Below are 24,620 nucleotides of genomic sequence, written 5' to 3'. Positions count from 1 at the left end.
ATGGCGAAGTGGAATTTATTTCGGCATCGCAATAGTGATGGTTCCAGCAAGGATTGGGCAGTTAAGAGCAATTCAGATGGGACAATAACAACCCGTTGGGGAAAAACGGCATCGTGTTTACCGAGTTCTGGTACGCGAAGCGGCATTATTCAAACTGTCATCGAACGGCAAAAGCGAAACAAGGGCTATGTCTTTGTCGCCGAAGTCGATATCGATCAGGATGGCAATGTCAGCTTAGCCAGCCAAAACCAAAACGGAAACCTAAATCAGCAGCCTGAAGCAGATGGAAGTCCAAGCTTACAACCTGATAACTCAAGGTCTGTGGTGGACATTCTGTACTGGCATATTGAATGTAAAGCTGATCACGACACCTGTGTCACCTTGGGTATCGAAGTTCGGCGCATGCTTGGATCAATTCAAGCTTGTGACGATCTGTTTCCTAAGCCTGAGCAGGACTGGGATGGCTGGCAACAGTTGATAGACCATACCTTGAATCCGCAAGCCTTTACCCAAAGTGGACAGATTCAGCAAGTTCATGGCGTTATGCCATGGTTGTTGTTGATGGCGTTAAAGTTTAAAGGTTTTGTCGACTTAGAAATAGGCATGGCCAGCGAAAATAGTCGGGAAATATCCGCTGACCTGAAGGCAGAACCGGAAGTGCTGGCGTTTTTTGGCGCCGATCTGGAAGCTGTTCGACCGTTGGCGGAAATGCTGGGATTGCTAAAACCAAAACTGAATCTTGCTCTGGCAATGGCCGATCAAGACGATAACTGGTTCTAGCTGAATGCTAAATAGCTAGCAAAATAGTTAACGTTAATTCATTAAACCCGAAAGGGGCCATCCAGCCCTTACGGGGTCAGATGCGCCTCTTTCACATAGGAGGTACCTATGACGCAAACTGCACAAATCATTCTGGATAAAGTGGTGTTGGTGAAAGTTGAAGCCAATATCTACGGCGCCCGGAAAAAACTGAAAAAGGAAGACCTGGTGCTCGCCGATGGCAGCAAGCTGCCGCCGGAAGATTTAGCCAGCCTGGGTTCCAAGCGCCTGCTTGATCCCGACCAGCTAACCGTGTTCAATCGCCTGAAGAAGGAAGCCGAACGCATATGTTTACGCGTCGGTACCCGCTTTCTGGGTGGTTTTATCATTCCCAGTGACTCGGCAAGTTCGATTACTGAGGAACTGGATCGCATTGCAGTGGATTTTACTAAAGCGAAAGCTGATTTTTTGGCTGGCTATGATAGCGCAGTGAACGATTGGTTGGTTAAACATCCGGAATTCGCGGGGATTATCGAAAAAGCGGTCGACTCGGTGGAATTTGTATCCACCCGACTTTCATTCGATTATCTGGTATTGGCGGTCGCCATGCCGGAAACCTTGCCGGAAAAGGACATCGAACGTCTGGAGAGTAAAATCGGCTCGTTGAGCGAACAGATGTTCCATGAAATTGCGGTGGAAGCCAATCATCTGATCGAGCAGTCCCTGTTAGGCAAAGATCATGTCACGCGCAGTGCGCTAAGGCCGATCAAGCGGATACGGGATAAGCTGGACGGCCTGGGATTTCTGGATTATCGGGTAGCGCCGGTGGTGACTACAATCGACGACCTGCTAGCCAGAATTCCAGACCGGGGTGCAATTGAAGGTAGTCTGTTGCAGGAAATCCTGGCAACCGCCATGTTGCTGGCCGATCCGGATAAAACTCGCCGGCATGGTGAGGGTTTGCTGGCCGGTCAAACTATGGTGGAGGAAGATGAAACACTGGAGGTAGATAACAATCCGCCTATCGTTTCTTCATCTGCTTTGCACGTTGAATTACTTGACCAGGCTAATGCAGTTTCCGACAGCGTCTTGGAAGATACAAACTTGTTGGTTGTTTCTGGCCAAACTGTAATTGCAGGTGAATCTGTTGTCGATGTTAATGAAGTCAATCCTGTTGAAGATAGCGAAATGGGTGCCGATGACGATCTGTTTTCCGGCCTGTTTGACGGCATTTTCGAAGAGGATGACGCATTAGACGCAGAACTGGAAGTCATCGCGTCATCTGAGTCTGATTCTAAATCAACTTCTGAGTTTGAAGCGGATTTGGTGACGACTGAAGAAGATAGCGAGGAGAATTCGGACTCGGATTACTGGTTTTAGCTGGAAGCGTCGTAGTCATTTCGATATTTAAACACTAACCCAATGGGGCAAATCATCGTCCCCTAGGGGCTATGGCTTGCCTCTAACTTTTAGGAGCAAGCCATGAAAAATAACACACTGCATAACGCCTTTCCCATTGTGGCTGCCGCTATCGGCAACCGTTTTGGCATCAAGGTGAAAGTCGGCGGCGATCAGGCCTATACCAACGGCAAGTTGATTCAATTACCGGCCTACAACGGCAACGATCCTGATTATCAGGATTATGCTTGGGGATTGCTGGCGCATGAATCCGCACATATTCGCTATTCCGACTTTACTATTAATTACGGAAACTCGGTATTACGCCGGCGTTTGTGCGGCGCGATTGAAGATGTCCGCATTGAGCATGAACTGGCCAAGGATTTTCCTGGCACTCGGCTAACGCTGAGAACAGTGATTGAAAAAATGATTGTTAACGGCGGTTTCGTTGCAGCCGGTGCAGAAGATCATCTGGCCAATGTGCTGTATGGCTATGTGTTGAAAAGCCTGCGTGCGCGGGTACTCGGGCAGACGGCTTTAAATCCTCTGGTTGATATCAGTGAACAAGTGCTTAAGACACATTATCCTGTCGGCGCGGTAATCAGGCTGAAGGGTCTGTTATCGGAAGTGCCGGACGGCCTGAAGTCGGAAACCGATTGCCTTAATCTGACTGATCGCATCCTGACCATGATAGAGCAGGAATGCGAAAAGCAGGAGCAAGCAAGACAGCAGAAGCAGAATGACCAGCCGGATCAAACAGCTAAGGTTGATTCTGATTTGGATGCCAACAGTGGGAATTCGGGCGACGATCATTCCGATCAAACTTCTGATAGTTCTGATAGTTCTGATAGCTTGGATAACGCTGATACATCAACAGATTCTGGGAATACAGAGGATGCAGATAATTCTGAGTCCAATGAGGACGCCAGTATTCCAGCAACTGTAAATTCTGACTCAGAAGTTCAGAAAGAAGATGAGTCTCAATTGGCAAATAGTTGTCAGCCTGATCCTAATGAGAATGAAGATATGGATTTCCGGCAATTACTGGAAGCCATTCAGTCTGTCTCAGACGCTGATTTCGATCAGGATGTGTTTGAATCGGTGAAATCTGTTCTGGCACTGGATGATCGTCATGTACCCGAGTCTGTGATGCCCGTGGGTTTAAAACCAATCGGTAACGAAGCGGCCGGTCTTAGGTTGCTGGACAAGGTGCAAAGCGAATCGGTGAAAATCCGTGCCGCCCTGCAAGGCCTGGTGCAATCGCAAAACCTGAATCGCATGCATCCGGCTTGCCGGGGACGGCGAGTGATAGGCAGACGGATTCCACAACTGGCTTTGGGTGATGTGCGGGTATTTGCACGCGGTGCTGTCAAGCAATCCCCGAATACCGCCATTCATCTGCTATTGGATCGATCTGAAAGCATGAGTGATCTGGTTCCTGATGATCAAGGGCAAACCTTTGCATCACGCTTATCGATTGCACTGGAAGCTACCCTGGCGCTGGCTTTGGCGTATGAAGGTATTCCCGGTGTTAATCCGGGCATTACCGCATTCCCAGGAATAGATGATGAATCGGTATTCCGTTTGCTGGAGCACGGAGAACGGGTGCGATCAAAAATCGGCGCCTATTCGTTATTGGCCAGAAACACCACGCCCATGACGGAAGCCATCTGGTTTGCAGCAGCGTCATTATTACGTTGCCGGGAACCGCGCAAGGTGATGATGGTAATGACCGATGGCCAGCCCAACGATCAATTGAGCACGCTGGAGATTTTACAGCGTTGCCGCGATAGCGGGATTGAAACCGTGGGTGTGGGTCTTGGCATTGATGTCAGTCATCTATTTCCAGTAGCTATCACCATCAATGATTTCAGGGAGCTTCGCAGCCAGTTGTTTGATCTGTCGAAAACCCTATTGATGGCGGCCTGATGTTCTGTAGCCGGTAACCGGTCACCGTATTGGTGATTGGGTTATCGGCCGCGGATTCTTGAATAAGCGTTTTTCCAATGCATTTGTTTCCAACGATTCCATTGGAAAACCCAAACATTTCATGCATTCCTTCGCGAATGCTGAATCCGGCTTAGGCCGGCGTTCCGTCTTTAGGCGGCGAGCATGTTAAACCATGATCGTGTCGGGTGCGTAAAGCCCGATGTAAAACGCATTTTGTCATTGCGAAATGCATACAACTTAACCCGCTTCGGGCGACCATCGCCCGGCCGGGTGCTGTTCATTCGAAGTTTTTTCTTAAAACTTTTAAAGGAGATCTTCAATGAACTTAATATTTGGCGTCATCATATTGGCAATGTTTATCCTCGCACTGCGGGTGATTTGGGCAACTGGTCTGCAAGTACTGGCGATGTTGCAAACCGCAATGGTGGCTATAAACCGCTATCGGGCGCTTCGTAACGCCAGGGCTTCAATTCCGGTCATCATGCCCCGCATCAACCATGAGGTGGATTGGGAAGTGATGTCCGATACGGTGCGCAAGGAAATACATCGGCGTAATAGCGGCTTTGGTGGCGAACTGGATCGTCTGGATAGGCAATACCAGGCCAAGCAGAAAACCATCAAACTGTATGAAGCCGATATTGAAATAGCTCGACTGGAACGGGAATTACAGAAAATCAAACCTGTCGTGATCAACCCCGTGCCTGAAGTCAAAAAACGCCACCAATCAAAAAATCGGTCGGCTCAGGAACAGGTTGTTCTGGATGAAGTTTCTTCCAAAACACCGCATCAGGTATATCAATTACGGGAAGCGTTAAAAGGTGCTGGTGTAACTGTACCTGTTAATCAACAAGCCCGCCATTGAAGACATGCAATTTAGCACCGGTTCGTGTATTGACACTGCGAACCGGGCTAAAGGTGTTTGGCGTTTCATTAGCAAGCACCATCATGCCGTCAGGCAGCAAGGACAGCAGGTCGTCTTGAGTCTCGCGTCTTAAGCGCCGGATTTTTGCTAAAAATGGCCAGGCTTGCTCAGGATCATCAATGCTGTTGAGTACATCGGCTTCAACTGTATCCAGTTTTTTGAAAATCTGTTGGCAATGGCTAATTGCATTCAGTCTTTCATCAACAACCGGAATTGCCATCGGTTTTCGTGCCTGATGGCGTTGCTCTGTCCTACTAGGACTCAGGAAATCAAAAATGCGCAAAATATCGTCAAACATGGCTAATTTCTCGTTAAATGAGGGATTTTATCCACAATATACCGTTTTTTGTGCAAATTCAAGTGTGCTGTTGCAGCTGATTTCTGGCTTTGACAGCGTTTTTTAACCCTGCGGGAACCTCAGCCTGCCGGGTGACGGTTTCTGCAATATTTGGAGGAACCGCCCATGAATTCAGCCTTGATGAATGACATCAGTCAGTCACGTTCTGAAACCACATCAGCCTGGTATATCAATCATTACTGCTGTCCCTATTGTCACCTGGAATGGCAGGACGAATGGGATTGCACCTGTAATGACAAATGCCCGGCCTGTAATAAAGAGATCGATCCCTATGAAAGCGATTTGGTCGAATCTTAACCCGGCAGAAGCTCGCGTCCTGTCTGGGCGTGGTCTCTTGCAATATCAATAGGAGTGACACCATGAAGAAAAAATTCGTCGTCTCGTATGAGATCGATTATATCCACCGCGTTTCGGTTGGCATTGAAGCTACAAATCAGGCCGAGGCTCAACAGATCGCCGAACAGGCGTTCAATGAAGCCTTGATCTGGGATGACACCGAAGCCATGCCGCTTTTGTCCGATGAATACCATGAGTCGGGCGATGAGAGCATGGTGTGGGAATGCGAATTGGTCGAACAATTGCCGGAACCGGATAGTTCAGTTCGGCAGTTGAAAAGCGAACAGGCTGCAATGCGGGTTTGCCGGGGATTGATTGAAGCCTATCAAAGCGGCGAACAGTCTGGCAGCTCGATTGCGTGGGAAGAACTGGATCAATTGATTCCGGTTGCGCTCAAGGCCTTGGATAAAAAATCGCTGGCGACATGAGGTATTGAACCCGCTAGTCAAATAGTAGAAATCAGTTTTACACAAAACTGCATAACCGATCCTGAGTTTGCTAAATCGAATTATTTTGGCGCTCATTGTTATCAACCCAAACGGGAATGTCATATTCCCGCCAGGGATTCATGACGTTCCCGATTTTTTAAGGAAACCATCATGAATCAATCGTTTTTTGAACACACATTTGGCAATGGACATTGCGTCCACTATCGCCGTTTGGCTTCGGGTACTTGCTATCACGCCGATACCCCAGAGACGGTAGTAGACATCTTGGAAACCGTCCGGCAGAATCAACGCAAAGTCAGGCTGTTTTATGGCGATGTGCAAACCGGTCAATCCTGGTTCGAGGAACACGATGTCGTTGGCCACATTGGGCGTTCGACGGGATCAATCAAGGTGCCGTTATTAGTGCCGCCAGGCGATATCGGCGGACCGGCCTTGCTGGATCAGTGCATTATTCGTATCGACAGTCCTAAGAAAGTGCTGTACCAGCATGACACTTTTCAAGCCGGTGAATTCAGCCTGATCGGGAGCGATTCCAAAAGATTACCCTGGGAAGTCTGGATTAATCAGAACTGCCATGCCCGGTTTAAAGATAAAACCCAAGCGCGGCAGTACATTGAATTTTTGCAAGGCAAACGTTTTGAACTAAAGCACTAAGCAAGGCAGTTTTGAGTTAATTCATAAACACACATTCTCGGCCAGCGCAATGCGCGTTGCTGAAACAGTATTCATATTACCTCTGCGGGAGACATTCATCCCGCCAGGGGCTAGATGTGTCCGTCAGGGGTTCCTTTAGGAGATCCATATGATAGACCATAATCAATATTATCCAACGCCGGAAAGCTTAAGCGTAATGGCCTGGAGTAGATTCAAAAACCGTGATTTTGCCAGAGTCCTTGAACCCTCGGCAGGCGAAGGCCATTTGCTGAAGGGTTGTCCAAATAGACATTGGGAGAAGATACCGATTGACTGCGTGGAAATCGATATCGAAAAGCATCCAATCCTGCGTAACCAAGGTTATGCTGTGGTCGGCATGGATTTTTTGCAGTTTAATAATGGCAGCATCTATTCCCACATCATCATGAATCCAAAGTTTTCTCAGGGTGCGACACATGTGCTGAAGGCCTGGGATATTATGTTCGATGGAGAAATCGTCGCTATTTTAAACGCGGAAACACTGAAAAATCCGTTTTCCAAAGAGCGTAAATTGTTGCTCAGCCTGATCGAGCAATACGGCGAAGTGGAATACATGTCGCAAATGTTCACTGGTGAAGATGCCGAAAGGCAAACCGAAGTGGAAATTGCGCTGGTATGGCTGCAAAAAACCTCCCGATTTGAGGATGAGATTCTGGGCAACATCCTGGACGATCTGAAAACCGATCAGGTCGATGAAGACAGTCTGGCAGCCGGTTTTACCGAGATGAACCCATTGGCTTTGCCCAATTCGTTTGTCGAAAACGCGGTATTGATGTTCAATGCCGCCGTGGAATCGGCGAGACAAGCTGTGATGAGCGATGCTCGTGCCAACCGTTACCGGCAAATGCTGGGAAAAACCTTGGGAGAGCTAAATGGCCATGGTGCTTTTGATAATAAGCATTCAACGGTGCATTGGGCTAAGCAGCAATTGTACAGTGGTTACATCGATCTGAAGGACCGCGCCTGGTCTGGCATCTTGAGATCCACGCAAGTGACATCCAAGTTGTCTTCCTCGGCGCAAAAACGGTTGGAAGCGGATTTCGAGTCCATCAAGGCTTTGGAATTTACCGTGGCGAATATCTATGGCTTTTTACAGGGCATACTGGACAGGCAGGACGATATTCAAATCGGCATGGCTACAGATGTATTTGATCTGATTACCCGCTATCATTCGGAAAATTCCGTTTTCTATCTTGGTTGGAAGTCGAATGACAAGCATCGCACACTGGGTATGCGCATCAAGACTACCCGCTTTGTTATTCCAGGGCACAAAACCGAATCCTATCAACGGGATTTATCCTGGGACTCCGGCCGGATGTTGGCGGATATCGATAAGGTATTCGCTATGCTTGACGGCAAACGGGAGCCGGAAGTCAGTCTGGAAACGGTGTTTGGCCGACATTTTCAGGAATTGCGTAACGGCGGCCGGGTCAGCGCTTCTTATTTCTCAGTGCGGTATTTTCCGGGCCGAGGCACAATTCACTTTTTCCCAAGTAATAAAAAGTTGATCGACCGACTGAACCGGATCGTCGGCAATTACCGGCGCTGGCTGCCACCTTCGGAAACCTACGCAAGCCCGGCATTTTGGAAACAATATGACCAGGCGGAAAGGTTCGACAAGGCGTTTCAAGCTGAATTGAAAAGGCAAACACGCCGGCCGGATAGATGTATTCCTTTTGATCCATTCTGGGCTATGCGCCATGGGGATGATAATGAAATGCAAAAAGCTAATGCCGTGCTCATCAACGCCATGACCTCGGCGCTGGAGCAAAACGGTATTTATGTCGATGACCTGCTTGAAACAGTATCGGAGCAACAATTGTTGGCTGGCTAAAAATCTTAGCTTGAAATTAGGATAGGTTGCTGATCGTTTGGATGGCTAATTCACTTTAAGCCAATGAGCGCGTTATCTAATCAGATAATTGCGCTCATTTTTAATTGCGAAGACTTGGGCATTTTCGATTTTTACCGCGTAAAGGGAAATTATTGATGAGCGCTTTTTGATGCCCCAACTTGCTGGTCGAAATACAAAATTAATTAAACTATGTTATTTGACACAGTTTGCTGTGTCAAATCACGCAATTCATGCGTAAATCGGCTTAGTTGATCAAGAAGTTTAATTATTCCGCTTTAACTAAATAACACATAACTAATTGTATTAATTTGTAAAAATACTCAATTAAACAAAAATTACAAATAAAGGCATGATAATTGCATTGAAGATCGAATTTAACCTTTGTGTTTAGACTATGTAATGCATGACTTCAAAAAGCTTAACTGACCATCAAATTGTCAGCCAATTATATACCGAACATCACGATTGGCTTTTAAAATGGATTGAGTGCAAAATCTCTTGTCGCATGCAAGCGGAAGATCATGCGCACGATACTTTTGTGCGTGTCATTGCATCAAAACAAGCCCCCAACCTGAAAGAGCCTCGCGCTTTCCTGACAACTATCGCAAAAGGTTTGCTGATCGACCACTGGCGACGAAGCGACATAGAACAAGCTTACCTGGAACGTATTGCAACCTATCCGGATAAGTTTGTCATTTCACCCGAAGAAAATGTCATCATTCTCGAAGTGTTGCGGGAAATCGATGAATTACTGAATCAACTCCCGGCAAAAGTCCGTCAGGCATTCTTCTTGGCGCACTTTGAAGATCTCACGGATGCCGAAATTGCCCAAAAATTGGGCGTCAGTGACCGCATGGTCAGAAAATATGTCGCACAAGCCATGTTGAAATGCTTGAGCGCCGAAATTTAACGCAACATGCAAAATCAACGCCGCGCTACTATTGACCCTCAAGTCCTGGCTCAGGCTGCCGAATGGTATGCGATCCTGCGTAAAGGGCAGGCACACCCGACTGAGCAAGCAGAATGGGAAATCTGGCTGACCGAACACCCCGACCACCAAACCGCTTGGGCCAGAGTGGAGTTCCATGCAGATCGACTCAAATCACTCCCACCCAAAGCCGCTTTAGTTGCACTAACGGCGCCTGATTTACAGCGCCGGCGCGCCATCAAGAACCTTGTACTGTTAGGCGCGGTGGGATTATCCAGTTGGCAATTTTCCCGAAGTCGCTACTGGCAGGCATGGACGGCGAATTATCATATCGCGCAGGGTGAAACCAAAACCATTACCTTGTCGGATGGCTCAACGGTCATGCTGGATAGCGGCAGCGCGTTGAATGTTGAATTCAGCATGGATTTGCGCCGCTTACAATTGGTTGCCGGTGAGATTTACATCGAAACCGCCAAAGACAACATCGGTTGGCACAGGCCTTTAGTGGTCGATACGCAAGACGGCAGAGTTCGGGCGCTCGGCACCCGTTTTAGCGTTAACAAACAACCCGACTACAGCCAAGTCGCCGTTTATGCCAATAGCGTTGAAATCCAACCCACTGATCCAACCGCCTCAAAGCAGCTGTTACAAGCAGGTCAGGAAACTCAGTTCGTCTCAACTCGTATTGATCCAGCCCACTCGATAAAACTTGACCAACCGGCTTGGAGTCAAGGCGTTATCGTTGCCGACAACATTCCGCTCAGCGAATTTCTGATACAGCTGAATCGTTACCGGAAAGGCTATGTCACCTGCGCGCCTGAAATTGCCGATTTGCGCATTTTTGGCTCCTTCCCCATCAAAGATACCGACAAAATCCTGTTAAATCTCCAGGCCAACTTGCCGGTCAAGTTATCCAGCCCGTTCCCATACTGGGTAAAAATTCTACCGCGCTAGTCGGATTGTTTTACTCGGACCACTGCGTTCCTGCTTCTTGATCCATGACGGGCACCTGCAGCCACTCTATGGACTCCAGTGTTTCCCAGAGCAAGTCGGCTGCAACTAAATTTCAATAGTCGGTGCTTGCGCATACCACAAAAAAATCAATCTATTTTTACAACAAAATCATCGAATTAAAAAATATTTGAAATTTTTTTCTTTTTTGAGTTCCGGATTTTGAATCTCGACCGGCAAGGGTAATAACAACACCATTATTGAAAGGAGATAAAACCAATGTCAATGACGAGTCGCACCAGCCGTTCAATTCTACAACCCTCGCGATTGCACCAAGCCATCCAACACATCTTGCTGGCCTCCGCGCTAATCGTATCCGCAGCGGCGCATGGAGAGACCAGTACGGATACTGCCAGTATCAGGCATAACTATCACATTAGCGGCGGTTCATTGGGACAGGCGTTAAGGCAGTTTGCGACCAATTCCGGGTTGTTGTATTCGGCGGAAGTTGAATTGACTGAGGGTAAAACCACGGTCGGATTGGATGGCGACTACACCGTCGAAGAAGGCTTTAAAAAACTCCTAGCGGGAAGCGGTTTGACTTATAGCATCACCAGTGATAACTCGGTGGCGATTAAAGTTGCGGATGCTGAAAGTAATACGACAACGACATTGCCAAAAGTCAACGTGGTAGGCAATACAATCTACGATGTCAAAGACCCTTACAACGAAGACTACGTCCTGCCCAACGCCACCGCTGGCACCAAGACCGAGACGCCAATCATGGAAACGCCGCTGAATGTGCAGGTTATTTCTAAGCAGGTGCTAAAGGATCAGCAGGTGATTACGCTCGGGGATGCATTGAAGAATGTCAGCGGGGTTGTCGTAAGTCATCCAACAATTAGTAGTCAAATGCCTCAGGGAGGCACGCAAACAGACATCACCTTACGCGGGTTTGCTTCATCAACTTTTCTCCGTAACGGCTTCAGGCTGCAACAAGGGAATCGGGCTATGGCCAATGTCGAATCGGTCGAAGTGTTGAAAGGCCCTGCGGCTGTGCTATATGGCTTGGTTGAGCCGGGCGGCATGGTCAATGTGATCACCAAACAGCCTCAGGCAACGCCGTATTACGCTCTGAGCCAGCAATTCGGATCTTATGATATGTACCGTACTACAATGGATGCCACTGGCCCCGTTGCCGATAACAAGGATGTACTGTACCGGATGAATATGTCCTATCAAAACAGCGGTTCATATCAGGACTTCGTCGGCACGGAAGATATATTTTTAGCGCCGGTGCTGAAGTGGAATATCAGCCCTAAAACCCAGGCCACTGTAGAATTTGAGTATAACCGCAATCACCAGGGAGTGGGTAGCTCATTCAATCCTTACATAGGGGGACAACTACTCAACATCCCGATAAGCCGCAATTACGGTGAATATTCGCCCGTCGTCACGGAAACTTTTTTCGGCAGCATAAACTGGTCGCACCAGTTCAACGATGATTGGGCTATCAAGCACAGCTTTTCTGCGAATCAGAATAGCAATACAGCAAATAATCATGTACCATCTTTTGCGGTCAGTAGCGATTTAATGAATGTTTTTGCCCCCGATTATGCACCATTCAATGGCCCTAAGGTCATACAGTCAACATACCCATCTGTTAGCCAAAACAACACCTATGCCACCAATCTGGATCTGACCGGCCATTTCGATACCTTAGGCCTGAAACATACGTTGCTGCTTGGGGGGGATTATTACCGTCTGGATACAGCTAACAGAAGCGAGTTCAGTCAAAAATACACCTTTATCGATCCCTATAATCCGGTACATCCCGGTTTGCCGTTTACCGTAGACAATAGTGTCTCGCTATCAGGCCAACAGTTTCAAACCGATCAATACGGTTTATACTTCCAAGACCAAATTAAACTTCCCTTTAATGTGCATGTCACTGGCGGCCTTCGTTACCAGTACCTTCATCAAAATTCTATTCAATCATCGCAAGATATCGTAAGCCCTGCTAATGGCGCGACCCATGATGCGGTAACGCCCAGAGTCGGCATTTTATGGCACCCGCAAGGCTGGGTCAGCCTCTATGCCAACTATGTCGAAAGCTTTGGCGCAAATAGCGGTTTGGTTTATGGCGGCTCACCAGGTCAAGGCAATATAATTGCACCTACCAACGCCTTGCAGTATGAAGGCGGCGTCAAGACCGAATTCTTCGATGGCCGCTTACGTGCTACCCTCGCTTATTACGATTTGACTAAAACCAATGTTGCCACGGGTGATCCTAACCGAACACATGATTGCGGCAATGGTGGGCCCGGCCTCTGTTCGCTGGCAATCGGTGCCGTCCGTAGCCGGGGACCGGAACTGGATATTCAGGGAGAAATCCTGCCTGGCTGGAATGCAATTGCCACCTGGGCCAATGTCGACATCATCGTCGAAAAAACCAATGCATCTAACGACCCGCTCAATGGGGGTATCAACGTTGGCGACCGGATGTGGAATGTGCCGCGTAACACCGCCAGTTTCTGGAGCACTTACGAACTTCAGAACACCGATTTAAAAGGACTCAAGTTCGGTGGTGGCGTCACGGTGCGGGATGGGCAAGTAAGCTCTGGCGGACAGAACTTTTTTACCAATGTGTATTCACCGGCAATCAAATCCTCTGGCTATGCAACCTTGGGTTTGATGACGGCTTATACCCATGCTATCGGTAAATCCAAAGTCACCTTCCAATTAAATATCGATAATCTCCTGGATAAGCGTTATTACACCAACATCGCAAGTGGGTATTCCGGGGGCGTTGGTATCGATTCGGCCTATGCTACCTACGGAGCGCCGCGAACTGCGATGGGGTCGATTAGTATTCAGTATTAAACACGTCCGATGATAATAAGCTTGTTTTATGCGTTAATGTAAACCCAGCTTTTTTAAATTCGCCGAAGATGGGTTTTGATCCGCACTTTTCAAGTCGTTTTAATCATCCTAGCCTTCGAGATATTCATCATCGCAATTAATCTCTTCGATTCAGAATGCCGGCAGGTATTCCAGCCTAATAAGAATTTTTAGATATTCTAGGGAGGTTACGATTTCTCTGCCATCATTTGGATGAAAAGAATTTTTCAAACGACTATGACACGATATTTTTGGGTGCTAATCCACCGTTACGCTGGTTTGTACATGGCTTTTTTTCTAACCGTTGCCGGATTGACCGGCAGTGTGCTGGCGTTTTTTCATGAATTGGATAACTGGTTGAATCCCGAATTACATCTGGTGGAAATGCAAGACCGCCCCATGTTGGATGATTTCGCCCTGCGAGAAAAAGCCTTGAGCCTCGGACCGCACGCGGATATCAATATTATTGGTTTTAACCGTAAACCCGATCAGCTTTATGAGGCTAGGTTGATTGCCCGTACCGATCTAACAACCGGTAAACCTTATGAATTGGGACATAACTCGATTCGGTTAAATCCTTATACCGGCAAGTTAATCGAATTCGGTAAGGATGAAGGCCTGTGGCCGATAATTCGTCGGAATATTCTAAGTTTTATCTATAGCCTGCATTACTCTTTGGCCTTAGGTGAGGTGGGCGTATGGTTGTTCGGCATCGCGGCGCTGATTTGGACAATGGACTGTTTTCTGGCTTTTTATTTGACTTTTCCAGTACGTCGAGGTGTTAGTAAAGTTGGGGCAAAAGTTGATTTTCCCCAACAAGATCGTGGGTTTTGGTCACGCTGGGCGATTGCCTGGAAAATCAAGTTTCCAGCATCGGCGTTTCGAGTCAATTTCGATTTACATCGAGCTGGCGGTTTGTGGACTTGGTTGATACTATTTGTATTTGCTTGGTCATCAGTAGGTTTTAATTTACGCCAGCAAGTTTACCAGCCGGTGATGAACACATTGTTTGATTTACCGGATTTTAACCAATTTCCAATCGCCAATCTCCCCGATCCTCGCCCTGTACCGGATATTGACTGGCATAGTGCTCATGACATTGGCCGACGCTTGATGGCCGAACAGTCGCAAAAACTGCACTTTCAAATACTCAACGAGGAAGCTTTAGCCTATCAACCGGAAAAAGGGTTATTTGCCTATAGCGTCAAAAGCGACCGGGATATCAACGAGCAAAACGGAAGCACTGTAGTTTGGTTTGACGGAACTAGCTGCACATATGCAGGCGTCATATTACCTTCTGGCCAAAATACAGGTTTTACTATCAGTATGTGGTTGTTCGCACTACACATGGCCAGAGTCTGGGGCATTCCATTCAAAATCTTTGTTTGTTTGATGGGATTGGTGGTTGCAATGCTGTCAATCACCGGCGTTTATATTTGGCTAAAGAAACGTCGAGCTTATCGCTTTTCGCAAGAACGGCGAAGAAGGTTAGATGAATCCAAAGCTTAATTTTTTGGATTGCGTCGATTGTGAACAGCTAACTAGATCAGCAGTCATCAGGTATGCAGAATTACGAAAAAACACGTTGCCGATTCTAGGTGTTTGGGTGTTTCTGAGCTTTTTTCCATCAATCCAAGCTGCTGAACCCAACCCGGTACGCACAGCGTTACTATCGCAACTGGCAATCTACCCCGAATCCGCCGCCCCTGCCGTGGTAGTAAGCTTGAACCATTCGCCGATAGCCGCCCAGGTCGACGCCCTGGTGCTGGATGTGCCGGTACGGGTTGGCGATACCGTTAAAGTTGGAGCGGTGCTGGTGCAATTGTCCTGCCGGGATTTCGAGCTGGAACGGACAAGACTGCAAGCCGAACGCCAAGCCACCCAGGCTAAGCTGGAACTGTCGCAATGGCAGCTCAAACAGGCGGAAACCCTGGCCCAACAGCAAACCCTGCCGGAAGAACAGGTGCAGGAAAAACGTTCGCAACTGGCCGTATTGCATGGCGACATCGCCGCCCATGCCGCCCGCATCGAAACCACCGAACGGCAAATCAGCAACTGTACTGTCAAAGCGCCGTTTGCCGGTGTCGTGACGGAACGCTTGATTGCGGTAGGACAGTTTACGGCAAAAGGGACATCACTGGTGCGGCTGCTGGACACCAGCCACCCCGAGATATCCGCCCAGGTCTCCAGCCGGGAAACGCCTGCCTTACTCCAAGCCCAATCGCTGACATTTGAACACAACGGCGTTACTTATCCACTGCATTTACGTTCGCTGTTGCCAACCATCCGTACCGAAACCGGCGCCCAGGAAGCGCGGCTGGATTTCATTGGCCATCCTGCCGAACCCGGCGCCGCCGGACGCTTGCTGTGGCGCAACAAAATCATCCACATCCCGGCGGAACTGCTGGTCAAACGCGGCGAACAACTAGGTGTGTTCGTTAATCAGAACGGCATCGCACATTTTCAAGACTTGCCGGACGCGCAAAGCGGCCGCCCGGCAGCAATAAGCCTGCCTGCCGATAGCCAAATCATCATCACCGGGCAATTCGCCTTGCAGGAAGGTGCAGTAATCAAAGCGGAGTCGAAAGCACGAAACGAGCTTGGTAAGGCCGAGTCCATCCTGGACAAGGAAAAACCCTGAGATGTGGCTGAACGCGCTGTACCGAAATCATGTCCTGGCCAACCTGAGTTATTTCATGGTGCTGATCTTGGGGGCGCTCGCCTATACGCAACTACCCAAGGAAAAAGCCCCGGACACTTTAGCCACAGCCGCTGATATTTCGTTATCCATGCCCGGCGCCAGCGCCGAGGATGTCGAACGTCTGCTGGTGACACCAGTCGAGCGCATGCTGCGCAGCAAGATCAAAAACATCAAACATGTCAACAGTAATGCCCAAAGCGGCATGGCTTCAGTAACCGTTTTGTTTGAAGAGCTGGATAAGCCCTTGTACGAAAGGCGCATTCAGGAATTGCGGCGCGAACTGCAAAACCTGGCACAATCGGAACTACCCAAAACCGCCTCCATGCCGGAGATATTCGAAGGCAATCTAGGCTCGGACTGGTTCAAGATTCTGGTCTACGGTCCCGGTGAAGACGAAAATTTCCGTCAACAGGCCCGCCAAGTCAAACTCGATTTACAGCGTCTGCCTGGCGTGGCAATGGTGCAAACCAAAGGGCTGGAAGATCCGGAATTGCATGTCGTGTTTCATCCCGAACGGCTGGCCGGACTGGGCATTAGTCCCACGGCGCTGGCCGATACCGTTAGCAGTTATTTTAAGGATATCGCCGCCGGTGTTGTTAAAGTCGATGAACGAGAATGGCTGCTCAGGGTCACCGGCACCGAGGATGCAGCCGCACGCCTGGCGCAATTGCCGGTGATCGCCGCCAAAGGCGAAGTAAAACTCGGCGATCTGGCCGACATTAGCCGCACCAGCAAGGCGGTCAAGCTGGGGGCGCGGTTTCGCGGCCAGCCGGCGGTAGCGGTGATGCCGTTCAAGCAACCCGGCGCCAATACCCTGGCCCTGATTGATCAGTTGAAAGCTTATATCGATGCCCGCAACCGGGTTAGCGCTAATACCGGTGTGCAGTTATTCCTGCTGATCGATGACTCGGATAACATTCGTAATGCGATTTCGACCATGGAAGAACACGCCTGGTCGGGGATGTTGCTGGTATTTGCTGTCACCTGGCTATTGTTGGGCACCCGGCTGTCCCTGCTCACCACGCTGGCGGTGCCGTTTTCATTGGCTGGGGTATTTATTGCCCTGCAAGTGACCAAGCAATCGCTGAATCTCAGTGTCTTACTGGGCGTGATCATTGTGTTGGGCATGCTGGTCGACGATGCGGTAGTGGTGATCGAAGCCGTAGGCCAACAATTGCGCAGAGGTTTGGCGCCCTTGACCGCCACGGTGTCGGCCTTGCGTGAAGTCTGGCTGCCGGTCACCACATCGTCGATGACCACCATCGCCACCTTTTTACCTTTGATGCTGATGACCGGTTTTCTGGGCCACTTGATGGGTGTAGTGCCGCAGGTCGTGTGTCTGGCTCTGATTATCAGCATCGTCCAGGCCTTATGGATTTTACCCTCGCACGCTGCGGCCACTGTCAAAGCTGAGACCAGTGCTAATAGTGCTAGTTGGCGTGAAACCATGCGGCAGGGTTTACAGCGCCGGTATACGCAAGCTTTGATTCAGGTGCTGCGCCACCCCAAACGCGCTTTGTGGGTTTTGCTGGCGTTCTTCGTCTTGTCTTGTTCTGCTGTAGTCTTTTCCTGGGTGAAATTCAATTTGCTCCCGGCTGTGCCGGATTACGGGTTTGTCGTCACTTTGGAAATGAACAACGGTACGCCTTCCGCCAAAACCTTGGAAACCCTGGAGGAAATCGAACGGCGGGTAACCGCTATTTTAAAGCCCGGCGAATTGCGGGCGAGTGCGGCAGAAAGCGGTGCTATCGCTAAAGAAGGTCAATATCTATATGGTCATCAATATGGGGATTTATGGTTCAGCTTGAACCGTGACAGCCGGGATTCGGCGACCTTAATACCGCTGATTAAACCCTTGCTGAACAATCTGGAGGGTGCTGTCGAAGCTTGGGTGGAGGGTGAAGGCTCTGCGCTAGGCGGTGGGATTGGGAAAGCCATCAATCTGAATATTCAAGGTAGCCCAGGCGCTGAACTTGATTCCGCCATTGCCGAATTAAAAGCTATTGTTGCTGCCACATCGGGGGTCAGTCAAGTCCGATTGGATATCATACCCGGTCTTTCCGAACTGAAATTGCGTCTGGACAGCGCAGCGGTGCAACGTGCAGGTCTTGCCCCGGAAACCGTAGCCCGTACCTTGCAACTGTTGGCCGATGGTGAAAGCGTCGCTAGCTTCGTCGAACAGGGCGAACCGGTCGGAGTGCGGGTGCGAGCCTATCAAAACCAGGTACATGATATTGCCGAGTTACTCCGTTATACCGTCGCCAGAGCCGATGGCAGCAGCGTACCGCTCAGCCAGTTGGTGACCGCCGAACCGCGCATCGGCCCGGCCAGCATCAATCATATCGACTTTCAACAGGTACAGACCCTGCAAGCCGCACTCGACAAAACCCAGATGGACACCCTGGCCGCCAACCAGCAAATTGAAAAACGCTGGCAACAGGTCAAAGACCGATATCCCGATGTCAGCGTGCAGTTTGGCGGTGAAATGGAAACCGTGCAGGAAGGTTTGAAACAACTTTGGCAGTTGTTCGTGTTAGGTATCGGCTTGATTTTTATCATTGTTGGTGCCCAATTTAGAAGCTACGGCCTGCCGTTTCTGGTGTTGTTGAAAATCCCGATGGCATTTGCCGGCGTCATATTGGGTTTGTTGATATCCGGCGAGCCGGTCAGTCTGTACACGATGTATGGAGGTGTGGCGCTGGCCGGCATCGCAGTGAATTCAGCGATTTTGATGTTCGCCGCCGCCCATGATCGTCTGGGACGTGGTATGGGCGTAGTGCATGCCAGCGTTTGGGCGGCAAAACGGCGTTTATTGCCGATCTTCATCACCTCCCTCACTACTTTGGTCGGTTTGTTGCCCTTGGCGTTCAGCGACGATACCTCCGCAACTATGTGGAAACCAGTGGCGACCGCCATCGTCTGGGGTGTGGGGTTTTCAACGTTGTTTACCTTGTTCATGATGCCGCTGCTGTATCGGTTGGCGATGGGCTGGGTTATGAGAGAGAAAGCAGTATGAAGCGCATCAGAGAAGTTGGCTTGGTGATAAGTCTGATACTACAAAGTACTCTTGTTTACGCTCAGGACTTACTTTCTGTTTACCGGGAAGCGCTCAACGACAACCCGCAACTGGAAAAAGCCAGAGAAGGTTTGGAAGCGGTACTGGAAAGTCAGAGCCAAGCCCATGCCGCACTGTTTCTGCCGGAAGCGGTATTTACTGCCAACATCAACCGCGACTATCAAAACATCCGCTTAGGCGGGGCTGCCGCCATCGGCGCCAGTGGTAATGACGCCTTCATGTCCGGCGGTTATAACCTGTCAATCACTCAGCCATTATTACACTATGACAGGTGGGTAGCGCTGGAGCAGGCCGATAGCAAGATTGCTCAAGCCGAGGCCGATACTAGCGCTGCCGAAATCGCCCTGATGTTGAAGGTAGCCGAACGCTATTTTGATGTACTGGCTGCCGAGGAAAATCTACAGTTCGCCAAGGCCCAACAACAATCCCTGGAGCGCAAGCTTACCGAAACCCGCCAGCGGCAGGCGGTAGGGTATTTGGCCTATACCGATGTCCAGGAAGCCCAGTCGGGTTCCGACCGCGCCGCAGCCGATGCTGTGGCCGCCGAACACCAGTTACGCGATGCACGCGAAGCCTTGCAGGAAGTCTCAGGCATCCATCATGATAGTCTGGCCGTACTCAGCACAGAAATTCCCTTGATAGCGCCCGATCCAACCGATGAGCAACGTTGGATAGAGCAGGCCTTGTCCCAGAATCCGGTTGTGCTGTCCAATGAAAAAGCCGTTCAAGTCGCCAAGAACGAAATCCAACGACTGTCCGCCGGGCATTTGCCGACCTTGGATGCGCAAGGCAATCACAACTTCGCCACTTCCGGCGGCCGCTTCGGTACCGCCGACATCGAAGACAACATTGTCGGCCTGAATCTGAACTTCCCACTTTATCAAGGCGGCCGGGTCAACTCGAAAACTCGTGAAGCCGAACATCGTTACCGTCAGGCTATTGCCTCTCTTAACGAGCAAAAGCGTACGGTTCATCGAGCGACCAGCAAAGCCTATCTTGGGGTAGTGGCCGGCATCAGCCGGGTTAAGGCTTTACGACAGGCATTGAAGTCAGCCGAAACAGGGTTGGCCGCCACCCAGGCCGGCTTTAACGCTGGACGGCGAACGACACTGGATATCATCGTCGCCGAACGCGAACTACTGGGAGCTCAGCGCGATTATGCCCGAGCTCGCTACGACTATCTGCTTGACAGCCTCCGCCTGAAACAGGCAGTGGGCTCACTGTCACCGCAAGATCTGCAACAGGTGAACAGTTGGCTGAAATCAGACAGCAACTCCAACCTGCAATCGAATCCAAATCCGGTATCGCAGAATGAATAATAAAAAAATTAACGGAGGAAAACGCATGCAAAGCAAGTCACTTTCCAGAAAAACAGTCGTCGAAACCGATCTGGCTTTAAAAGCGGGTGCGGGGTTTCCAACCGCCCGCTATTTTCAGATCCACTTTGAATATCTGCAAGAGCAGTTGCATCTGACCCAAGGTGCGCTGCAAGCACTGCAAACTCAGATGCACCAGCTACAACAGCAGTTACCGGTCACAGCGAACATTCAGGCATCGGATGTGTCGTCAAAGCTGCAAAGACAACGGTAGTCGAACCATGTATCAATCGATTATCCGATTCCCGAGCCTGTCGCTGTTTTTGCCTTCGGCTTTGAGTACGCCCAACGATGGAGGCTTGCCCTTGATCGCAACGCCTGATTCAGATAAGTATCGCCGTCCACTCGGGATATTATCTGCCACTTTGGCAGCTGCCTTGCTGCATGGTTGTCTGTTGTTCTGGTATGTCAATCGCCCAGCACCACTTCCGTTTTCCGCAGCAGCGCCTTTACCGATGATAGACATGATGTTGTCCGCGCCGCCTTCACCGGCTGTCAACCAACCCATCACGCCGCCCACGCCAGTGCCACCCAAAGAGGTGAAAAAAACTGACCCCAAACCATTAAAGAAACCCAAGCCGAAACCAAAGCCGTTGCCTTCCGAAACGAAAGTGAAACAGGTTGAAGTTCAAAAGGACGAGCCGGACACTGCACCGCCTACTTCTTCGGCACCGCCGACTGAAAATCATGAGCGTGCCGCTTCACCGCGCAACGATACGTATACCCCAGCCAATTCGGACGCCAATTATCTGAACAACCCCAAGCCGGTCTATCCCATGGTGGCGCGGCAGCGGCATTGGGAAGGTTTGGTCATATTGCGGGTATACATCACCGCAGACGGTCATGCCGCACAAGTGAATGTGCAACGTTCCAGCGGCCATGAAGAATTGGATGAATCAGCACTGGAAGCCGTCAAAAACTGGCGGTTTGTGCCGGCCAAACGCGGCGAGTTTGCCGAAGCCAGTTGGGCCAGTGTGCCGATTGATTTTAGCCTGCAATGATGATTTCCCCCCCAAAGTATTCCCGGATTCCTGCCTCTTACCTTATCCGGGGCAACAAGGATGTTGATTTGCCCGGATTTGGTTGGTCCGGGCGATTACATGGAATTTAATCAAGCGAATAGCAGCCATTTCGAACAAATTTATAACTAAAACTAAAACTAGAAAGGAGACCACTTTGAATTTTTCCGAAACCACCATTGTTGATAGCACGCTGTGCATGCTCGGCTGTTTTTCGTTGCTGACCTGGAGCGTGATTATCTTGAAAGCCGGGGAAATGGCGCTGAATAGGTATCGCAATCGAAAAGTCATTAACCAGTTTACCGATATCAGCCGGATGGCCACGCTGACCCAGGCGGAAATTGAGACTGACAAAAGCCACACCACTCAGGCTGGCCGAGTATTATCCGTCGGCAGCCAGACGTATGCCCGAGCCAAGAATCTGACTAAGACCAACACGTTGGAACATCATGCCGCCTGGCACGAACTGATCGAACGGGCTTTGCGTCAGCAATTACAGAAAGAGAAAGCGCTGATGGAATCCGGATTGGGCTGGCTGGCCAGCATTGGCAGCACAGCGCCCTTTATCGGCTTGTTCGGCACAGTCTGGGGCATTATGCATGCTCTGAAGGATATCAGCGCCCAAGGCAATGCCAGTCTGGATGTAGTGGCCGGCCCTATCGGCGAAGCTTTGATAGCCACAGCACTAGGTATCGCCGTGGCGATTCCGGCGGTGATTGCCTACAACTTTTTTCTACGCCAAAACCGCACATCAATTGCAAATCTTGAACATTTTGCCACCGACTATTTGCGCAGCTGCATTGAAAACGACTTAACTGAAACCACGGAGAATAACCATGTCCATACAACTGCCCAATGATGATGAAAGCAGCGAAATGAGCGAAATCAACGTCACGCCGTTAGTAGACGTGATGCTGGTATTGCTGGTGGTGTTTATCGTCACTACACCGCTATTAACCCAGGTCGTGCGCGTCAAGCTGCCGAAAACCGAACAAACCGAACCTGCTCCGGACAAACACATTGCCATCCTCAGTATCAACGCCCAAGGCGAACCGCAACTTGATGACAAGCCTGTGCCATTAGCCTCCCTGGAAACCGAACTCAAGGCACTACAGGAACGCGATCCTGATATCAGCATTCAACTGCACGCGGATAAAGCAGCTGTATTTGAATCTGTCGCCAAGGTGATGGCGAGTGCTCAGCGCTCGGGGGTCGGCAAGTTGTCGTTTGTGACTTTGCAGCAATAGAAATTTTAATTCAAAAATAATGGCAATACATCAGGTTTGAAAGTGAAAAAATCCGAAATGATAGAAGTGTTGGTCAACAAACGGCCAAATTTACAGGTAAAACAAGTTCAAAGGGCAGTCAATAGCATCGTCGAACAACTAACCCATACCCTTGCTAACGGCGAGCGCATCGAAATCAGGGGTTTTGGTAGTTTCGCCGTGAAACAGCGTGATGCACATACCGGTAGAAATCCTAAAACCGGCCAAGCAGTACTTATCAATGAAAAGCAGGTAGTTCATTTTAAGCCGGGGCAGGAATTACGGCTTTTGGTGAATACAGTGCGTAAGCAATGTAAAAACCCAGAATGAATATATTGTTCTCATAGGGAATGGCCTGAAAAGTCAGCTTCAGGCCATTAAAGAAAATAATGCCCGAATGGTTTCAGACTATAAGAGATTCTTATGCTTTTAGTCTTGCTCTGCTTAAAACAGAGTCTGTTAAATGTCATTTTCCGTTATTGGGTTGCCCAGTTTTGCAAATATGACATCACACCAGATAAATCCAAATTGATTTGTGGCGCTTCACAAGCGGAATTAGTACCTAAATCAGATTAATTCCAGATAGAAATTTCTCAATACCATCAAATATCGCTGTTTTTTAGTATTTTTTTAAAATTTGCACCCCGCGCCGAACAAGGCTTCTCGCGAATTGTGCCCTAAAACAGTCACTTTTCGTCCGGGACATTTCTTAACCTTACCCATAGCATAGCACCCACTATCGTCATTAAGCGAAGAGGAGACTATGTCAACACTGGAACAAGACCTTGCTCAACTGAATTTTGAGTATCTGATGCTGGCCCGCGAATGCGCTCGAAGCAACCCATTGGAGGCTGCTTGGCGATTCGGGGTGGACAGAAAACAGATAGAAGAAATTGCTGAATTTTCCCTGGAAAAAATTAGAGAGATTTCTGCCGTTACCAGAACCGTCATCAGACTGGTTCCAATGAAAACGCCCAATGATATTTCATTAGCTTCTCATGGGGCCTTGCTCCTCCAGTCTAATGCTGACAAGGAGAATATGTAAATGTGCATACTCTTGTTTAAGCTTAAATCCGGTTTTAGTTACGAATTAGTCTTGGCTGAAAAACTGTTTTCGTTGGGAGCTCGGACGCCCTTGGTAGTTAGTCTCTGTAATTTTAGCAAAAAAACTGCTATCCGACTTTATAAAGCGACTCAACAAAGATCTCCCAAGCAGGGCTTGTTGCCCTATGATCAGACTTGGATTATTCGATCCTCGGTTAACAATCTCCATGCCTCCATATTTCTCGGCATCTTTCAGGATTTGACCAATTTGCAAACCGATGACGATCACGATGCACGGCTGTTCATCACTGCGTATGAATTGTATTGCCAAGTGGTTGCCAACAACCCACGACCCAGCAAGCTGGAAAAAAGTGTCGCCCAATTTATCTTGTTAGATATTAATCGTGCCTGGGAGTTGAATCATCAATTCAATTCAAACTTACTCAATTTGGTGATTTGCAAAAAATGCCAAGCACGGTTTCTTCGACTGAACACTCTGAAAGATCCATTTGAGCAATGTCCGATTTGCGAGGTATGGGCAGATCGAATTGGGCGTCGTCGTTGGTCTTCAGCTAAAGCCAAGCAAATCGCTTAGTCACTCGTATGGAGTTAATCATAGCTCGGTTATGGACGATTTAA

23 protein-coding genes are annotated in these 24,620 nt (G+C 49.2%); 22 read left to right on the top strand and 1 reads right to left on the bottom strand.

Features of this window, described 5'->3' with window-relative positions; genetic code table 11:
* From ABH008_RS21200 to ABH008_RS21185, 4 genes are all read left to right on the top strand, one after another.
* A complete protein-coding gene (locus tag ABH008_RS21200; RefSeq protein ID WP_347987595.1) occupies window positions 1-780 on the top strand; it encodes a hypothetical protein in 780 nt (259 codons plus the stop codon).
* A 108-nt stretch (window positions 781-888) separates the two neighbouring features.
* Entirely contained in the window at window positions 889-2,139 is a 1,251-nt protein-coding gene (locus tag ABH008_RS21195; protein WP_347987594.1) for a DUF3150 domain-containing protein, read from the top strand.
* A 102-nt stretch (window positions 2,140-2,241) separates the two neighbouring features.
* Window positions 2,242-4,086 (top strand): VWA domain-containing protein, encoded by a 1,845-nt coding sequence (locus tag ABH008_RS21190; RefSeq protein WP_347987593.1) that lies wholly within the window; start codon window positions 2,242-2,244, stop codon window positions 4,084-4,086.
* Between the two features lie 340 nt (window positions 4,087-4,426).
* A complete protein-coding gene (locus ABH008_RS21185; RefSeq protein WP_347987592.1) occupies window positions 4,427-4,969 on the top strand; it encodes a hypothetical protein in 543 nt (180 codons plus the stop codon).
* Here ABH008_RS21185 and ABH008_RS21180 read toward each other — a convergent pair.
* Window positions 4,947-5,327, bottom strand: a complete 381-nt coding sequence (locus ABH008_RS21180; protein WP_347987591.1) for a hypothetical protein — start codon at window positions 5,325-5,327, stop codon at window positions 4,947-4,949. The two genes, ABH008_RS21185 and ABH008_RS21180, sit on opposite strands and share 23 nt — an antisense overlap.
* A gap of 165 nt (window positions 5,328-5,492) precedes the next feature.
* On the opposite strand from ABH008_RS21180, the gene ABH008_RS21175 reads away from it, so the two are divergent.
* From ABH008_RS21175 to ABH008_RS21090, 18 genes are all read left to right on the top strand, one after another.
* A complete protein-coding gene (locus ABH008_RS21175; protein ID WP_347987590.1) occupies window positions 5,493-5,684 on the top strand; it encodes a hypothetical protein in 192 nt (63 codons plus the stop codon).
* A gap of 62 nt (window positions 5,685-5,746) precedes the next feature.
* Window positions 5,747-6,151 carry a hypothetical protein gene (locus ABH008_RS21170; RefSeq protein ID WP_347987589.1) on the top strand — a complete coding sequence of 135 codons (405 nt, stop codon included), beginning with the start codon at window positions 5,747-5,749 and terminating at the stop codon, window positions 6,149-6,151.
* A gap of 171 nt (window positions 6,152-6,322) precedes the next feature.
* The gene (locus ABH008_RS21165) at window positions 6,323-6,826 is read left to right on the top strand and encodes a hypothetical protein (protein WP_347987588.1); all 504 of its coding nucleotides are present in this window, start codon (window positions 6,323-6,325) and stop codon (window positions 6,824-6,826) included.
* A gap of 148 nt (window positions 6,827-6,974) precedes the next feature.
* The gene (locus tag ABH008_RS21160; protein WP_347987587.1) at window positions 6,975-8,699 is read left to right on the top strand and encodes a DUF4942 domain-containing protein; all 1,725 of its coding nucleotides are present in this window, start codon (window positions 6,975-6,977) and stop codon (window positions 8,697-8,699) included.
* A 424-nt stretch (window positions 8,700-9,123) separates the two neighbouring features.
* Window positions 9,124-9,630, top strand: coding sequence for a sigma-70 family RNA polymerase sigma factor (locus tag ABH008_RS21155; protein WP_347987586.1), 507 nt, complete (start codon window positions 9,124-9,126; stop codon window positions 9,628-9,630).
* A 6-nt stretch (window positions 9,631-9,636) separates the two neighbouring features.
* The gene (locus tag ABH008_RS21150) at window positions 9,637-10,602 is read left to right on the top strand and encodes a FecR domain-containing protein (protein WP_347987585.1); all 966 of its coding nucleotides are present in this window, start codon (window positions 9,637-9,639) and stop codon (window positions 10,600-10,602) included.
* A 276-nt stretch (window positions 10,603-10,878) separates the two neighbouring features.
* Window positions 10,879-13,482 carry a TonB-dependent receptor gene (locus ABH008_RS21145; RefSeq protein WP_347987584.1) on the top strand — a complete coding sequence of 868 codons (2,604 nt, stop codon included), beginning with the start codon at window positions 10,879-10,881 and terminating at the stop codon, window positions 13,480-13,482.
* Between the two features lie 255 nt (window positions 13,483-13,737).
* Window positions 13,738-15,009 carry a PepSY-associated TM helix domain-containing protein gene (locus ABH008_RS21140; protein ID WP_347987583.1) on the top strand — a complete coding sequence of 424 codons (1,272 nt, stop codon included), beginning with the start codon at window positions 13,738-13,740 and terminating at the stop codon, window positions 15,007-15,009.
* Window positions 14,993-16,141 (top strand): efflux RND transporter periplasmic adaptor subunit, encoded by a 1,149-nt coding sequence (locus tag ABH008_RS21135; RefSeq protein ID WP_347987582.1) that lies wholly within the window; start codon window positions 14,993-14,995, stop codon window positions 16,139-16,141. The genes ABH008_RS21140 and ABH008_RS21135 overlap by 17 nt, the downstream gene beginning before the upstream one ends.
* A 1-nt stretch (window position 16,142) precedes the next feature.
* Window positions 16,143-19,217, top strand: coding sequence for an efflux RND transporter permease subunit (locus ABH008_RS21130; RefSeq protein ID WP_347987581.1), 3,075 nt, complete (start codon window positions 16,143-16,145; stop codon window positions 19,215-19,217).
* Window positions 19,214-20,596, top strand: coding sequence for a TolC family outer membrane protein (locus ABH008_RS21125; protein ID WP_347987580.1), 1,383 nt, complete (start codon window positions 19,214-19,216; stop codon window positions 20,594-20,596). Before ABH008_RS21130 ends, ABH008_RS21125 begins: the two co-directional genes overlap by 4 nt.
* Entirely contained in the window at window positions 20,589-20,867 is a 279-nt protein-coding gene (locus tag ABH008_RS21120; protein WP_347987579.1) for a hypothetical protein, read from the top strand. Before ABH008_RS21125 ends, ABH008_RS21120 begins: the two co-directional genes overlap by 8 nt.
* Window positions 20,868-20,874: 7 nt before the next feature.
* Entirely contained in the window at window positions 20,875-21,654 is a 780-nt protein-coding gene (locus ABH008_RS21115; protein WP_347987578.1) for an energy transducer TonB, read from the top strand.
* Window positions 21,655-21,829: 175 nt separating this feature from the next.
* A complete protein-coding gene (locus ABH008_RS21110) occupies window positions 21,830-22,531 on the top strand; it encodes a MotA/TolQ/ExbB proton channel family protein (protein ID WP_347987577.1) in 702 nt (233 codons plus the stop codon).
* On the top strand, window positions 22,509-22,919 hold the full coding sequence (locus ABH008_RS21105) for a biopolymer transporter ExbD (protein WP_347987576.1): 411 nt from the start codon (window positions 22,509-22,511) through the stop codon (window positions 22,917-22,919). Before ABH008_RS21110 ends, ABH008_RS21105 begins: the two co-directional genes overlap by 23 nt.
* A gap of 42 nt (window positions 22,920-22,961) precedes the next feature.
* Window positions 22,962-23,267: an integration host factor subunit beta gene (locus tag ABH008_RS21100; protein WP_347987575.1), complete on the top strand. Its 306-nt coding sequence runs from the start codon at window positions 22,962-22,964 to the stop codon at window positions 23,265-23,267.
* A 433-nt stretch (window positions 23,268-23,700) separates the two neighbouring features.
* Entirely contained in the window at window positions 23,701-23,982 is a 282-nt protein-coding gene (locus ABH008_RS21095; protein WP_347987574.1) for a flagellar transcriptional regulator FlhD, read from the top strand.
* A complete protein-coding gene (locus ABH008_RS21090) occupies window positions 23,983-24,576 on the top strand; it encodes a FlhC family transcriptional regulator (RefSeq protein ID WP_347987573.1) in 594 nt (197 codons plus the stop codon). It abuts the gene before it with no gap.
* Window positions 24,577-24,620 lie beyond the last annotated feature (44 nt).

Origin of the sequence: Methylomonas sp. AM2-LC (assembly GCF_039904985.1) — a bacterium.
GTDB lineage: Bacteria > Pseudomonadota > Gammaproteobacteria > Methylococcales > Methylomonadaceae > Methylomonas.
This window is presented reverse-complemented; position numbering and strand designations above follow the sequence as displayed.

What these genes read in the sequence shown, in the direction of transcription:
- ABH008_RS21175 (WP_347987590.1), top strand. Translation starts at nt 5,493, where the DNA reads ATGAATTCAGCCTTGATGAATGACATCAGTCAGTCACGTTCTGAAACC.
- ABH008_RS21145 (WP_347987584.1), top strand. Translation starts at nt 10,879, where the DNA reads ATGTCAATGACGAGTCGCACCAGCCGTTCAATTCTACAACCCTCGCGA.
- ABH008_RS21195 (WP_347987594.1), top strand. Translation starts at nt 889, where the DNA reads ATGACGCAAACTGCACAAATCATTCTGGATAAAGTGGTGTTGGTGAAA.
- ABH008_RS21125 (WP_347987580.1), top strand. Translation starts at nt 19,214, where the DNA reads ATGAAGCGCATCAGAGAAGTTGGCTTGGTGATAAGTCTGATACTACAA.
- ABH008_RS21165 (WP_347987588.1), top strand. Translation starts at nt 6,323, where the DNA reads ATGAATCAATCGTTTTTTGAACACACATTTGGCAATGGACATTGCGTC.
- ABH008_RS21200 (WP_347987595.1), top strand. Translation starts at nt 1, where the DNA reads ATGGCGAAGTGGAATTTATTTCGGCATCGCAATAGTGATGGTTCCAGC.
- ABH008_RS21090 (WP_347987573.1), top strand. Translation starts at nt 23,983, where the DNA reads ATGTGCATACTCTTGTTTAAGCTTAAATCCGGTTTTAGTTACGAATTA.
- ABH008_RS21135 (WP_347987582.1), top strand. Translation starts at nt 14,993, where the DNA reads ATGAATCCAAAGCTTAATTTTTTGGATTGCGTCGATTGTGAACAGCTA.
- ABH008_RS21105 (WP_347987576.1), top strand. Translation starts at nt 22,509, where the DNA reads ATGTCCATACAACTGCCCAATGATGATGAAAGCAGCGAAATGAGCGAA.
- ABH008_RS21190 (WP_347987593.1), top strand. Translation starts at nt 2,242, where the DNA reads ATGAAAAATAACACACTGCATAACGCCTTTCCCATTGTGGCTGCCGCT.
- ABH008_RS21170 (WP_347987589.1), top strand. Translation starts at nt 5,747, where the DNA reads ATGAAGAAAAAATTCGTCGTCTCGTATGAGATCGATTATATCCACCGC.
- ABH008_RS21130 (WP_347987581.1), top strand. Translation starts at nt 16,143, where the DNA reads ATGTGGCTGAACGCGCTGTACCGAAATCATGTCCTGGCCAACCTGAGT.
- ABH008_RS21140 (WP_347987583.1), top strand. Translation starts at nt 13,738, where the DNA reads ATGACACGATATTTTTGGGTGCTAATCCACCGTTACGCTGGTTTGTAC.
- ABH008_RS21120 (WP_347987579.1), top strand. Translation starts at nt 20,589, where the DNA reads ATGAATAATAAAAAAATTAACGGAGGAAAACGCATGCAAAGCAAGTCA.
- ABH008_RS21115 (WP_347987578.1), top strand. Translation starts at nt 20,875, where the DNA reads ATGTATCAATCGATTATCCGATTCCCGAGCCTGTCGCTGTTTTTGCCT.
- ABH008_RS21150 (WP_347987585.1), top strand. Translation starts at nt 9,637, where the DNA reads ATGCAAAATCAACGCCGCGCTACTATTGACCCTCAAGTCCTGGCTCAG.
- ABH008_RS21095 (WP_347987574.1), top strand. Translation starts at nt 23,701, where the DNA reads ATGTCAACACTGGAACAAGACCTTGCTCAACTGAATTTTGAGTATCTG.
- ABH008_RS21155 (WP_347987586.1), top strand. Translation starts at nt 9,124, where the DNA reads ATGACTTCAAAAAGCTTAACTGACCATCAAATTGTCAGCCAATTATAT.
- ABH008_RS21180 (WP_347987591.1), bottom strand. Translation starts at nt 5,327, where the DNA reads ATGTTTGACGATATTTTGCGCATTTTTGATTTCCTGAGTCCTAGTAGG.
- ABH008_RS21185 (WP_347987592.1), top strand. Translation starts at nt 4,427, where the DNA reads ATGAACTTAATATTTGGCGTCATCATATTGGCAATGTTTATCCTCGCA.
- ABH008_RS21160 (WP_347987587.1), top strand. Translation starts at nt 6,975, where the DNA reads ATGATAGACCATAATCAATATTATCCAACGCCGGAAAGCTTAAGCGTA.